The sequence below is a fragment of the Paenibacillus sp. MDV22-iso6 genome, assembly GCF_058408365.1.
Map to the genome: position 1 here is coordinate 419,137 of NZ_JBZVDZ010000005.1, position 13,953 is coordinate 433,089.

A 13,953-nucleotide genomic window follows, 5' to 3' on the forward strand; every position below is an offset into this window, starting at 1 on the left:
TGTTCATCACTCTTCGCCACCTTACTTGCCTTCATCTGACGTTGCCACACAGGCTGCACCTTCAACAAACGGCAGTGTTATCTCAACACTTACAACGGATGAAGAACCTTTGGGTGCTGCTCCCGGCACTCTGTAGTCGGAAACATCAATGGCTTCAATAGCAACCTCTTGCGGCTTCTCCAGCTGTGGTACCCAGTGATAAGGCACGCGATACGAACGATAGACCATATTGGTGTTCCGTCCATCCTTATAAGGGGATACATATTCCCACACTAGCTCATACTCGGATGTAACCTCGAACAGTCTGCCATTGGAACCTTCCGTAATTAGCGTGTTTCCATTAGGCAAGCGCTGAGCGGAGCTGATATACGGACTATAAAATTTATAGGAATCTGTCGGAACGGAAAATCCGGCTTCTGCGGATGTATATTGCCAAACGATCTCCAGGGTCACCGGATTGATCTCCAGTACGCGTGAATGATCGCGAACGGCGTGTTTCAAGCCGTATGGAGAAGCCGGATTGGGCAGGCCATAACCGGCCCAGCCGCCATTGTCGAATACCAGCAGATTCCCCTCTCCAGGCAAACCTTTGGGAATGATATGTGCATGGTGCTGTCCAATAATGGTGCCAATATGCTTCACTTCAGGCAAAGAGTAATCCGGCCCTAGTCTCCATACGATCTTTCCACTCTGTCTGTCGGTTATTGCGATAATATTTGCTTCTCTGGCATCCCAGATAATATTGTCGGGATGGAACCGCTCGTCTCCATTTTCATAGAAATGGTTTGGACCAACATAAGAAGCTGAATTAATATGTAGCCAATCCCCCACCCCACCACCGAGATGTCCAAATGAGCGTGTGTTCGGGTCACGGAACAGAACATTACGGGCGGCCTCATCGAATCCAAGTTCCTCAAAGTGCTCGTTCGGCAGCCATTCCCATAATACATTGCCCTCCCAATCCACTTCTATAATCGCATCATCGAGCAAAGGCTTATCCGAAATGGACGGGTTGTTCACATTTTTATGAGCAAGAATCAAAGTCTTCCCGCTCTGTGTCTTTGGTGCAAGCCCGGGGGCGTAATATCCGACAGGATTGCCTTCACGCTGGAAATCATGGTGCTGACGTGCGTACCACAATGGTTCATATCCTGGATCTTCAATGTGTTCGTAGCTGTTGTATTTCCATACAATATTGCCTTCCCAATCCACCTGAACCAAATCGACGTTGTCCTGGATACCAAACTTCGGATCTCTTCGCCCCGTGCTTCCCAATACGAAGCCACCGGGGAAAACTTTGGCCGGAAAGCCCAGCAGCCCCTTCCACAGGTGAACCTCCTTACCATTCATATCAATCAGTACAACACCTTCCTCGCCTGCCTGATAGACGGTATAACCGCCCCAAGCCTTATCAGGGTTATATACGGTTGCCCCGGTTGGATAAATTGTTGAATGCCCCATTGATCATCTCTCCCTTGGATTGTTTGTTTTCACATTGGATCAAACGTTAATAACTGAGATAATTGCTCTTTCCGGTATTCTCCCTCTGCTTCTGTTCAGGGTCACTTTTGATGGACGGATCGTGGTCCTGCTTCCCGTTGTTCTCTGCCAATTCCAGCAGCGTATTCGAGAACCCCTCCAGATTCGCTATTACCCGCTCATAAAATTGGCTTTGCTGCTCCAGTTCCTCCGTCGTAAAGCCCTCAAACAGAAGCGTGATACATCGGGCACCGATATTGCTGTTCCGCGCAAACATCTCCCGTCCACTTGCAGTAATGTCGAGCAAAACCGTCCGACGGTCATCTTCCTTGCGTCTGCGGATCGTAAGTCCCTTTTTCTCCAACTTGTCTGTTAAAGCTGTGATGGCACCTGAAGTGAAATCCAGTTGTTCGGCCAAATCCCCCAACCGCTGTTCCCCTTCACGAATGATTTTGTGCAGGATGAGCATACCCGGTAAACTGACCCCCTCTACCGATATGCGATCTCGTTCTTTCACGAATCGTCTGACCATTTTACGAAACAACCAATCTGTCTTCTCCAACGCTTCCCAGTCGTTATTGCTCATTTCATCCTCCCTGTCTAACTGAAACGACAGCAAATACGAAAAAAAGGCTCCCGTGGACATTCCATAGTGGAGTAGTCCCGGGAGCCTTTGGTGGTCCAATCAGCTCGCTTCAGTTCAAATTATTTCACTGTTCATTTAATTAGTGTTAAAATAATTGAGTTCATCATATAACCCACTAACCCAACCTGTCAAGTGTGAATTTAAATTTGTTTTTTCGTAGCCAGATGTCCCTCATATTTAGATAACTTATCCGGTTTTAAGTTTCACTTCAGCTTTCCCGGTTACACTATCCTCAGAGCGTTACATCAAACCAGCTACGATTCAGTTCGTACTTAACCATAGAAATGAGGATAACACATATGAATATGAAGCGCGTAATCATTGTCGGAACAATGATTGTTACCATGTCCTTCGCCGGAACAGCCTGGGGCAGATCAGCGATATCCCCTATACCTTTGACGAAATGGTCCATCGTTAACATCGATACCAAAGACGAGAGCGGAGATGAGTTGCTGAGTGCTCTGAATCAACAGTCGGAAGATGACTTGGTTCAGGATCTGTTCGCGGGTAAATCGCTGAGGATGATTGCAGATGAAAATGATGGTGATTTTAACGAGGTTGTCGCATTGCAAATAAGGCAGCTCAGGGAGCAATTAGATCAACGACTCGCAAGTGGAAGTATTAGCGCGGAGCAACACGCAGTGCAAAGCAGTGAACTGGAGGAGTTGGTCACGGAGAGTGCCAATACAGCCTACAACTTGGCGTAAATGAAAAGTCTCCCATGTGCTATGGCAGAGAATGAGGGCATGGCAAAAAGGAGCGTCGAAGCGCCCCTTTTATCTGTTTCATATTTGCTCAAAGTAAGCAGATTGATGATGCATGATACTTACTTAACTGCTGCTGCAATCGTGCATTTACCCAAAGGTTCTCCGTCCCAGGCCAGTTCAAGCACATCTCCTGCTGCCGTTGGTCCAACCCCTTCTGGTGTACCTGTAAAGATGACATCTCCAGGTCCCAGGCCGTAATGATGACCTACATAATCCACAATGTCCTGTAGACTGAAGATCATGTTACGAATATTGCCACGTTGGACCTCGGCACCGTTCTTGGTGAGTGTAAAGTCTTTCTCAAGAAGAGCCTGGGCCCCCGGAAATGGCTGGAATGCAGTAACCGGAGCCGAGTTCTTGAACCCTTTGGCCGCTGTCCACGGATGGCCCTTTTTCTTAATAACCGTCTGTACATCACGTAATGTAAAATCAATGCCAAACGCATACGCGTCTATCAATTCATCCACAGCCATACCCGGCTCATAACTGCGCCCGATTTGGATTACTAGTTCAGCCTCATAATGAACTTCGCCCTTTGTCGCAGGCAATTGCAGCGTTTCACTATTCAAGACCACAACCGCATGGGAAGGCTTCATAAAGATCATCGGTTCATCCGGAACCGCGTTACCCAATTCTTCTGCATGAAGTTTATAATTTCGTCCTACACAGTATACATTGCGAATGTTTGTCAGCATGGGTTTACGACCACCTTTATCGGATTCATTAGCGTATATGGAGCATGTTCATCTTTTTATTATATAAGTACATATCATATTTTCGCTATTCAAAAAAATGGAGTTTATGGTCTGAAAAATCGGCTGCTCGTTTCCTGAAAAGCCTGTTCCCACACATCAGGCCGGTTTGTACATAACATCAGCTCCGGATCAATCGCCGCAAGCCGCTTCATGATAATTTTGTCGTCCACTGTCCAAGCCATTACCTGAATGCCTTCCATACGCATCTCACGCATCAGCGATTTGTCCACATTGGTGTACCCGATGGAAAGGAAACTGCAATTCATCTGCCGCAGCACTGCTGCCAGATCCCCTGGACGTGCATCAATAATCAATCCCGTTTTGAACTCCGGGGCCAGTTTCTTCACTTCAACCAGAGCCGCAGGTTCAAACGAAGTGATGACCACATCATGCTGCATATGTCTCTTCCTCACCTCATGAATAACCGCTGCCGGCAGACCGGGATACATATTACCTTGCGTTTTCAGTTCGATATTCAATCTCACTTTGCCACAGGTGCGGTCCAACACTTCACTAAGCGCAGGAACACGTTCCCCTTTATAGGCTTTTCCTTTCCATGATCCCGCATCCAGCTGCTGTATATCTGCCCAGTCCTTTTCTCGTACGAAGCCTTCACCGTTCGTGGTCCGATTTAACGTAAAATCATGAATAACAACCGGCACACCATCACGTGATAACTGTACATCCAGTTCCATCCACTGAACCTCTGGCTGTTCCATGGCAAGCAGAAATGCAGCCATCGTATTTTCTGGTGCAATGGACGAAAATCCACGGTGCGCTACACAAAGGTTGTTCATTCCATCCCCTCCTCAAAAAAATGCATCTTAATTTGGCGATGCGAATCCGTTCGCATCAAAACGAATACCTGGCGAGAGCTGGGCCATCTGCTCCAGTAGCAATTTGTTGGCTTGATCCACCATCGGAATGGCCTGACCCAACCCCGCTTCATAAGGGATAACCTTCATGCTGCATTTGGCATCCTTACTACAACTCGCCTGAAAAACCGCTGTTTTCCACGTTTCCTCTGTCGTTGATTTCGAGAAAATAAAGTTGCCTGTACTATATGCAATCCATTTGCCTTTGTAGTACTCTACCCCTTGCAAGACATGGGGATGCCCACCTATGACCAGATCGGCTCCGGCATCTACAAATTCATGAGACAGTCGAGTCTGATCATTATTTGGAGTGCTGACCCTTTCCTCTCCCCAATGTGCAACAACGATAACCAGATCAGCTTTTTCACGGGCTTCCTGAATCGCCTTTACTGCACCTGTAGAATCGTAAGCTTCGGCAACACCGGCCCGATTCCCTTCCGCTTTCCAGCTTGTTTCAGGTACAACCCGGCTGAATCCAAGCAGTGCAATCTTCATGCCTTTGCGTTCCAGATATTCAGGTGCATAAGCCTCATCCCTGTTCATACCGGCTCCTGTGTGCGCTATACCATATTGCTCAAGGTAAGTTAACGTATCGACCAAACCTTCTACACCTTGATCCAAAATATGATTATTGGCCAGATTTACAGCATCAAATCCTGCTGAAGCCATTGCTTCGAGCGCCTTTGGCGAAGACTTGTATACATAGGTTTTGTCTGCAGCACCAGTTCCACCAAGGGTTACGGGAGTTTCAAGGTTTCCAATGGTCAGATCATCTTCCTTGAACAAGTTGCCAAGCTTTGCAAAGGGGTAGTCATAACCGTTCTTCTCCAACAATTCAGCCACTTTGCCGGAAAACTGAATATCCCCAACAAAGTTAATGGTTACATCCTTCGCCGAATGAGATGGCTGTGTCGCCCCAGTTCCGGCACCTTCGCTTCCCTTTGAGCCGGAAGAAGCGGGAGTATCCGTCGGTTTTTTCGTTCCCGTATCTGTCTTTCCATTTACCTTGGAGTCTGTAGCATCAGGCTTTTTCTCACCCGACGTACCGCCGGAATTTTCAGTTACCTGTTTATCAGAATCCTCCGATTCTTCATCCGGGGTATTACTTGCCTCCGAATCCGTGTCAGGTGAATTCACCTGGTCACCGCCCTGAGGGCCCTCTTCATTCACAGGTTCCTGATTCACAGCCGTTTCTGTCACCGCCGGGTCTATTTGATGCTCCTGCATGCCTACTGCGTAATAGATGCCGACGAGTCCAATTGCAGCAATCAATACCAGATTAATGATCCAAATCCGGCGTTTTCGGGCACGTTTTACTTTTTTCTTTTGTACACTTCGTTTTGATCTTGGGGGATACATAGGCAGCTCCTCTTCTTCACAGCAATCCTTATCATATTATATCAGGCATATTCTGGATTTCCATCATTCCTTGGAACTGCAAATATTGAAAGAGTTCCGACCTCTCCCCTTTTCGCTTTATGGTGCAAAAAAGGCCGTCTCCCTGTAGAAAAAATCTACGTTCGAGACAGCCAAATACGTTAATTACTTTGCAGCAATCAATTGCGTAGCTTGAACTGACATTTCCTTCGCCTGTTTGATACAGTCAGGCAAGCCTACCCCTTCATAACCAGCGCCGGCAATGTATACCCCCGGCAATTTGCTGCCAAGTTGTTCGCGCAGTGCTGCAATCTGCTGCAGATGACCTACCGGATACTGTGGCATGGATTTGCGGAGCCGAGTAATTTCCGAGAAGATCGGAACGGCCTCAACGCCCATTGTTTCACGCAAGTCCTTGAGTACCAGATCTGTTAGTGCATCATCCGGGAGCTCCACATTCTGTTCGTCTCCGGAACGGCCAACATAACAGCGAAGCAGTACTTTGTCATCTGGGCTGGTGTGCAGCCACTTGGTTGATGTCCAAGTACATGCTGTAATATTTCGACCTTCCTTACGCGGAACGAGGAAACCAGACCCATCAAATACATGTTCGATATCCTTTTTCTCAAAAGCCAGCACCACATTCGCTACCGATACGTAATTGATTGCATCCAGAGCCGCTGTATCCACATGTGGTTGCAGCAGTTCAGATGCAACATACGTAGGCACGGTAATGACTACATCATCTGCTTCAAGACGTTCTCCGTTATCCAGTTGAATGCTATACTTGGCCGCATCTCCAGTCTGAACCTCCAGAGATTTCACGGAAGTGTTCAGCCGTTGATCCACGTCCTGCAACTCATGTACAAGCGCATGAACCAGGCTCTGCAAGCCCTGACGGAAGTTCAGAAAAGCACTTTTCTTCGTTCCCGTATGGGTCTCTGTCGGTTTGCGGCCCGTCATCATTCCTCGGATCAAACTACCATAATCCCGCTCCACTTCACCGAATTGCGGAAAGGTTGCCTGAAGACTCAATCGCCGCATATCACCTGCATAGATGCCTGCGAGCAACGGTTCAGTCAGGTTTTCCAGCACTTCCGCTCCAAGGCGGCGCTCAATCATATAACCAAGCGATTCATCCTCTGTTGTACGACGGGGAGGGATGACAAAATCCATTAATGCGCGCAGCTTGCCTGCCGGAGATACAAGACCACTTCTCAGAAAAGGTCTCAACTCCGTCGGAATACCGAGAATGAGTCCTGCCGGCATAGGATGCAGCTTGCCACGCTGCATGATGTACGTTTTTTTGGATTCCGGATTTTGGCTGACCAGTTCATGGTCAATTTCCAGCTCTTTAGCCAAATCAATCATCGCCGTTTTGCGGGCAAGGAAAGAATCTGGTCCCTTCTCAATGACGAACCCATCCCGGTGCAGCGTTTCAATCATGCCACCCATGGAAGAACTCTTCTCAACCAAGGTGATGACAGGTTCAACCCCTGCTTCCCGGTAATGCTTCCGAATATAAAATGCCGCGCTTAGGCCGGTCAGACCTCCGCCGACAACAACGACACGACGTTTATGGTCTTCCATTACTCATCCGTTCCTTGCTGCCACTTGCTAATAATGACGTCACTTAACGTTTCCATGTAAAGTGGGTCACTATTGAGAGAATCGATACGCATAAGGCGCATGTCGATCTCTTTGGCAATCGCTTTAGCTTCAATATCAAGATCATAGAGTACTTCCAGATGGTCCGATACGAATCCAATCGGTGCTACAAGCACATCTTCCACCTGTTCACGAGCAAGATCCTGAAGTGTGTCCAGAATATCAGGGCCCAGCCACGGCTCCGCCGTCCGCCCCGCACTTTGCCACGTGAACTGCCAGTTCGTAATTCCTAAACGGGAAGCAATGACTTCCGAAGTCTCCAGCAGTTGCTGCGGATATGGATCACCGATATCTACAATTCGCGCAGGCAGACTGTGTGCACTGAACAGCACTCGTACATCCCCGCGCTTGGCCCCCGCTTCCTCGAAAGCATCCAATTTGGCGCTAACACGTGTGGAGAGAGCCTGAATCAATTTCGGATGCAGATGATAACTCTCAATGAATGACATCTGGATACCGAGTTCTTCCGCTTTCTCACGAGCACGCTTGATGTAGCTCCCTACACTCATCGTGGAGAAATGTGGTGCCAGTACGATGCCTATTGCAGTCTGAATTCCATCCTTCGCCATCTGTTCCACGCCATCCTCAATGAACGGATACGCATGCTTCAACCCTTGATAACAACGGAATTCAACCTCATTGGAACGGTCATCCTTGTTTAACGTCTCCTGGAGGGCCTTAACCTGATTATCCGTGTTTTCTCGAAGAGGGAATACACCCCCAACGATCGCTTCATAACGGTCGGTTAATTCCTTCAGTTGTTCCGGTTCAGGCGGACGTCCTCTCCGGATATGTGTGTAGTACGCTTCGATACTTTCCATATTCTCAGGTGTGCCATACGACATCACCAGTACACCTACCGTATTAGTCATTAGTAACCGTCACCCCAGTCTTCAATGCTTCAGCGGAATATTCATGAATATACGCCGTGAGTTCTCTTAATTTATCCAAAGACGCTTCAGGAAATAGTCCGTGCCCCAGATTGAAAATATACCCTGGCTCCTTGATACCTTCGTCAATAATCAATTTGGCATGCTGCTTGATCAGATCCATCGGTGCAGTCAGCACATAAGGGTCCAAGTTACCTTGCACAGCAAATTTTCCGCCCAGTCGTTTACGTCCCTCGGAGATCGATACTCTCCAATCCAGCCCAATCACATCAGCTTGCAGATCATGCAGGGTTGGCAGCAATTCACCAGAAGCCACACCCGGGAAATAAATTTTCGGTACATTCAAATCCGATAATTCGGTAAAGATACGAGTAATCGTCGGCAACACATACGTTCTAAAGTCGTTTGGCGAAAGTGCGCCCACCCAGCTGTCGAACAGTTGGAATGCCTTGCCGCCGTTCGCAATGTGAGCACGGACATATGTAATCACCATATCGCCCAGTTTTTGCATCAATTTATGCCACACTTCCGGTTCACTGTACATCATCGTTTTGGTCCGTATGTACCCTTTGGAAGGTCGGCCTTCAATCAAATAGCTGGCAATGGTAAACGGTGCACCGGCAAACGTAATCAGGGGTACATCCAGTTCCTTGTCCAGAATTCGAATCGTCTCCAGAATATGAGACAGATCTCCTTCAACATCAATGGGACGCAAACGATCCACATCTGCCGCCGTGCGGATTGGATTGTCTATAACAGGTCCAATATTTTTAACAATATCAAAATCTATACCGAGGGAAGCAACCGGATTCATAATATCGGAATACAAAATAGCCGCATCCACACCGAGTTTACGTACCGGCATGAGTGTAACTTCAGCTGCTAGCTCAGGTTGACGGCAAATTTCGAGCAAAGAATACTTTTCCTTAATCTTGCGATATTCGGGATCATAACGCCCAGCCTGACGCATGTACCACACGGGAACACGGTCCACCTGCTGTTTGAAACTGGCCTGAATCAGACGATCATTATAGCTCATGTAAGAAGCCTCCAATAGTTTTTGGACTCATAAATAACATTATGCCCTTTTTAAAGAGCGGTAACAACCACGTGTCGATCTGTTCCGATGACAATACTATGACATTCCTTACATCCCCTCATCTATATGCAAATTATGTTATAATGAAAGAATCGTGTTTTTTTGAAACGTTGCAGAAACGATCGGAAAGGAAGTGAAAGCACTTTGAAAACGTGGAAAGTAAACCTCATTGTGCTTTGGTTTGGACAATTTCTGGTCAACTCGGGCATGACCATGATTACCCCGTTTTTGTCCCTTTATCTCGCCAGGGATCTTGGCGTGGTTGGTGAGCATGAAATTGGCATATGGGCGGGATTTATATTTGCTGCCAACTTCCTCACCTCATTTTTGTTCCAGCCCTTGTGGGGCAAATTGTCTGACAAGTACGGACGGAAAATTATGTTGCTGCGTTCCGGATTCGGGATGGCGATTGTTATTGCCTTGATGGGTTTTGCACAGAACCCATGGCAGCTCCTTTTATTACGACTGCTCAACGGTACGATCTCCGGATTCAACCCGGCAGCAGTTGCATTGATCTCGGGTACAACGCCGAAGGATCGCATGGGTTTTGCCATGGGCATCAGCCAATCCGGCCAAGTGGCCGGTACGATTCTAGGTCCGCTGATCGGCGGTTTGCTTGCTGATGCAGTGGGCTTCCGCCCTATCTTCTATATTACTGGCGGACTGATCTTTGCGGCTTCCATGCTCGCCATGTTCCTGGTCAGAGAGAAGTTTGACCGCAAGGAAGCGGCCAAACTGCCGGAACAATCCGTATTGTCCGGTCTGAAGGAACTGAACAAGTCTCCCCAGTTACCTGCGCTATTCGCTGTAACATTCCTATTGCAATTTGCCATGATCAGCCCGATGTCACTCTTGCCGCTGTATGTACAGAAGTTACACGGTTCGGATGTCAACGTCGCCTTCTGGGCAGGGCTTGTCGGTGCAGTCACGGGACTATCTAACATGGCCATGTCCCCGATACTCGGGAAACTCAGTGACAGGGTAGGTTCACACAAGGTACTTACCTTCTCTCTCATAGGAACAGGGCTCATGCTTATACCTCAAGCTTTCGTGCAGACGGTATGGCAGCTCATCATCGTCCGTTTCATGATGGGTGTGTTCATGGGCGGCCTGCTTCCGAGTGTCAACGCGCTCATTCGCTCCTATACGCCAGATAGCATGATTAGTCGGGCCTTCAGCTTTAATACGAGTACACTCGCGCTCGGTAACATGCTTGGAGCCGTAATCGGTGGCTTTATGGCCGGGTTCATTGGCATCGAAGGACTGTTCATCGTCTCTGGTGGGCTGCTGCTGCTCAACATGGTGTGGGTAAGACTCAAGCTGTACAAAAAGCCCCCTCTGATCAGAGAATCCTGACGCTTGGATTCAATGTTATTTGTTCTTATAAAAAGCCGCTTTCAGCGCCTATTAGGCATGAAAGCGGCTTTTGGCATTCATTTGTTCAAACCTTAAAATTGATTCATTGAGTCATTAAGTCAGATGGCTTGTGAATTGAATCGGGTATTCTTTAACTCCAAATACAAAAGCACTTTGAATCGGCTGCAGAACGGTTTCCGGCACAAGCTGAATGTCTTCCATTTGCCGAAGCATCGTCTGAAGTACAACCCTCGCCTCAAGTCGTGCAAGCGGCGCACCGAGACAGAAATGAATACCAAAACCAAAACCCATATGTCTGTTCGGCTTGCGGTCGGGCACGAACTTCTCTGCCTGATCGAATTGAGCGCTATCCCGGTTGGCCGATCCTACCCAGGATATCACCTGTTCCCCCGCCTGAATCGTTTGTCCGTTCAATTCTACGTTTTCTTTGGCAATACGCCCTATAGCCACAATTGGCGGATAATAACGCAACGTTTCCTCTACCGCAGTGGGGATAAGTTCAGGATGTTCTCGCAGCTGCTGTTGAAGCTCAGGCTGCTCTAACAGAATACGAACGGCATTGGTAATCAGATTGGTTGTGGTTTCATTACCGGCAGCAAGTAACAAGATGCAAAATCCGACCACTTCCTCTGCCGTTAGCTTCTCCCCTTCAATCTCTGCAGCAAGCAGTATAGAGATCAGATCATCCTCTGGTCGCTGACGTCTTTCTTCCATTATGGCCGTGAAGTAGCTCGCCAACTCCTGCTGGTTCCGTTTCTTTTCTTCCATCAATTCCTGGAAAGCTTCGTCACTGTCATCCCGCGCCCCCTTCACGAGTGCATCAGACCAGTCTTTGAACTTCTGGCGATCCGTTGCAGGGACTCCAATCAATTCGGCGATCACGATAACTGGAAGTGGAGTAGCAAGATCATCGATAAGACGCATACGGCCTTCTGAAAAATGCGGACTTAATAATTCATCAGCGATTTCCTGAATACGCGGAGCTAACGCTTCGATCGCTCTAGGTGTGAACGCCTGATTAACCAGATCCCGTAGTTGTTTGTGCTTCGGCGGATCTGTAGTAAGCATGCTGGCGTTTGCGCGATCACGTTCAGAAGAGAACAGTTTAGGATTTTTTAACACATATTGCACATCTTCATAACGGAAAACATCCCAGCATTCTCGATGGTTGTCATAGCGGACTGGAGTATTGTCACGAAGTTCAGCGTACACCTGGAAGGGAAATAATTGCTGCTCCACCGCCTCCAGCTCCCGGATCGGAATGTAATTGGCATACTTTCTGGGTGCTCGGTTCATCGTTTCTCCTCCAATCATTAATATATATTTATTTACATATTTAAATCACCATATATTATAGACTCAACACTGCGGGCATACAAATATTTGGCAATAATTGAGCCTCTTTTCCTAGAACGTATTACAAAAATCGTCAAGACTTGCTAACTAATACCCCCGCTATTCGTTTTGGATAAGATCACTTCAGCTATGGACGATACTGCAACACTTCCCCAAAGTTTCCTTCTAAATCTATCAGGTCAAAAGACTCAAATGTAATAAAATATGACACAAAAGTTTATTTATTATGATTTCATATTCCTCATTCTCTTTTTTACCTTCTCATATTTATCCATAAAACCTCATAAATACGCTATATACTCTACATTTCTATCAATGTAACCGATTACTCTATCTATATCTACAATTGTCATATTATTTAACATGAAATACAATCAATTTGAATTCATATACATATCATCCTCAACAAACATCACACGAAACTAACCTGAAGGAGAGTGCTATTCATGAAAAAAACTTCAAATCTTCGTCCTTGGGCTGTATGGAGCACAGCCGCTTTGACAGCTCTGACCATTTCCCTGTCCCCCATCGGGACCTATGCGGCTCAGGCGGCTACGGTAGAAGTGAGCGGTACAACTAGTGCGGTTCAGGCCGCATCATCCACTCCGGCTCGCAATACGACCATCCCTGCTCTATCAGATTCGTTCAAACAATCCGCTCTGCCTAATGTTCTGGTCATTGGAACGGGTGGTACGATTGCAGGTCAATCCGAGGATGCAACCAGCTTCCAGAACTATAAAGCTGGCACACTCCCGATTGGAGAAATGGTCGACGCCTTACCGGACAAACAGAAGATTGCAGATGTTAGCACACTCCAATTCGGAAATTCAGGTTCAGGTTCTTATACCATGGCTGATCTCTATGACTTATCTCAAACCGTAGACAAGGCTCTGGCTCAGTATGACAGCGTTGTAGTTACCACCGGTACAGATACCATGGAGGAAATCGCCTACTTCCTTGACATGACCGTACAAAGTGATAAACCCGTCATCATTACAGGGTCCATGCGCCCTTGGACAGTTATCGGCTCAGATGCACAAGCCAATCTGTACAACGCCATCAAGCTCGCAGGCAGCGGGCGCACCACTTCATTTGGGACCGTGCTAATGTTGAACGATACCATTCAATTGGCACGCGGCGTGACCAAAACGAATGATTATCGAACAGACACGTTCGAAACTCCGATGCTTGGTGCAGTAGGTTACATTGATGAAGAAAACATTCGAATTTACCGTGCTCCTGCACGTGCCTTGAAGCCTGAAGGTACATTGAAACCGGCATTCGACCTGAGCAAAATCACGAAGGCAGATCTCGCCAAGGTGGAAATTGCGATTTCCTATCAGGAAGCTGGCGGCGAAGCTATTGAAGGATTTGTGAAGGGCGGCGCCAAGGGGATCGTAACGTCCGGTACCGGAGCTGGCGGTATCTCCAGAGCGATGGGACAAGCACGTACCAAAGCGGTCGAGGATGGCGTAATCTTCGTAACGACCACTCGGACAGGTTCAGGCAGTGTATATGGCGGTGGGAAAGGCGTTATTGCCGGTGACAACCTTAGTCCTCAGCAAGCACGCATTTTGTTGATGCTCGGCCTGTCCTTTAGCGACGATTTTGACACGATCCAAAAATGGTTCGAGACTTACGGAACGCCGGAAGTTTAATAAGGC

At 47.6% G+C, this 13,953-nt stretch carries 12 protein-coding genes; 3 read left to right on the plus strand and 9 right to left on the minus strand.

Annotated features, from left to right (window positions below):
• Window positions 1-21 precede the first annotated feature (21 nt).
• Both AC4PM4_RS16840 and AC4PM4_RS16845 read right to left on the minus strand, forming a co-directional pair.
• Window positions 22-1,461: an aryl-sulfate sulfotransferase gene (locus AC4PM4_RS16840; protein ID WP_090805100.1), complete on the minus strand. Its 1,440-nt coding sequence runs from the start codon at window positions 1,459-1,461 to the stop codon at window positions 22-24.
• Between the two features lie 46 nt (window positions 1,462-1,507).
• Window positions 1,508-2,065 (minus strand): MarR family winged helix-turn-helix transcriptional regulator, encoded by a 558-nt coding sequence (locus AC4PM4_RS16845; RefSeq protein ID WP_090805096.1) that lies wholly within the window; start codon window positions 2,063-2,065, stop codon window positions 1,508-1,510.
• Between the two features lie 359 nt (window positions 2,066-2,424).
• On the opposite strand from AC4PM4_RS16845, the gene AC4PM4_RS16850 reads away from it, so the two are divergent.
• Entirely contained in the window at window positions 2,425-2,832 is a 408-nt protein-coding gene (locus AC4PM4_RS16850) for a hypothetical protein (RefSeq protein WP_491614072.1), read from the plus strand.
• A gap of 119 nt (window positions 2,833-2,951) precedes the next feature.
• On the opposite strand, the gene AC4PM4_RS16855 is transcribed toward AC4PM4_RS16850, so the two are convergent.
• The 6 genes from AC4PM4_RS16855 to hemE all read right to left on the minus strand — a co-directional run bounded on the left by AC4PM4_RS16855 (window position 2,952) and on the right by hemE (window position 9,496).
• Window positions 2,952-3,587 (minus strand): fumarylacetoacetate hydrolase family protein, encoded by a 636-nt coding sequence (locus AC4PM4_RS16855; protein WP_491614073.1) that lies wholly within the window; start codon window positions 3,585-3,587, stop codon window positions 2,952-2,954.
• A gap of 104 nt (window positions 3,588-3,691) precedes the next feature.
• Window positions 3,692-4,444 carry a glycerophosphodiester phosphodiesterase gene (locus tag AC4PM4_RS16860; protein ID WP_090805083.1) on the minus strand — a complete coding sequence of 251 codons (753 nt, stop codon included), beginning with the start codon at window positions 4,442-4,444 and terminating at the stop codon, window positions 3,692-3,694.
• Window positions 4,445-4,471: 27 nt separating this feature from the next.
• Window positions 4,472-5,881, minus strand: coding sequence for a CapA family protein (locus tag AC4PM4_RS16865; RefSeq protein WP_491614074.1), 1,410 nt, complete (start codon window positions 5,879-5,881; stop codon window positions 4,472-4,474).
• Between the two features lie 183 nt (window positions 5,882-6,064).
• A complete protein-coding gene (gene hemY, locus AC4PM4_RS16870) occupies window positions 6,065-7,489 on the minus strand; it encodes a protoporphyrinogen oxidase (protein WP_063564889.1) in 1,425 nt (474 codons plus the stop codon).
• Window positions 7,489-8,439: a ferrochelatase gene (gene hemH, locus AC4PM4_RS16875; protein WP_063564890.1), complete on the minus strand. Its 951-nt coding sequence runs from the start codon at window positions 8,437-8,439 to the stop codon at window positions 7,489-7,491. Before hemH ends, hemY begins: the two co-directional genes overlap by 1 nt.
• Window positions 8,432-9,496: a uroporphyrinogen decarboxylase gene (gene hemE, locus AC4PM4_RS16880; RefSeq protein ID WP_063564891.1), complete on the minus strand. Its 1,065-nt coding sequence runs from the start codon at window positions 9,494-9,496 to the stop codon at window positions 8,432-8,434. Before hemE ends, hemH begins: the two co-directional genes overlap by 8 nt.
• Window positions 9,497-9,700: 204 nt before the next feature.
• On the opposite strand from hemE, the gene AC4PM4_RS16885 reads away from it, so the two are divergent.
• Window positions 9,701-10,912, plus strand: a complete 1,212-nt coding sequence (locus AC4PM4_RS16885) for an MFS transporter (protein ID WP_063564892.1) — start codon at window positions 9,701-9,703, stop codon at window positions 10,910-10,912.
• A 114-nt stretch (window positions 10,913-11,026) separates the two neighbouring features.
• On the opposite strand, the gene AC4PM4_RS16890 is transcribed toward AC4PM4_RS16885, so the two are convergent.
• Window positions 11,027-12,229: a cytochrome P450 gene (locus AC4PM4_RS16890; protein ID WP_090805079.1), complete on the minus strand. Its 1,203-nt coding sequence runs from the start codon at window positions 12,227-12,229 to the stop codon at window positions 11,027-11,029.
• A 506-nt stretch (window positions 12,230-12,735) separates the two neighbouring features.
• On the opposite strand from AC4PM4_RS16890, the gene AC4PM4_RS16895 reads away from it, so the two are divergent.
• The gene (locus AC4PM4_RS16895; protein WP_063564894.1) at window positions 12,736-13,947 is read left to right on the plus strand and encodes an asparaginase; all 1,212 of its coding nucleotides are present in this window, start codon (window positions 12,736-12,738) and stop codon (window positions 13,945-13,947) included.
• Window positions 13,948-13,953 lie beyond the last annotated feature (6 nt).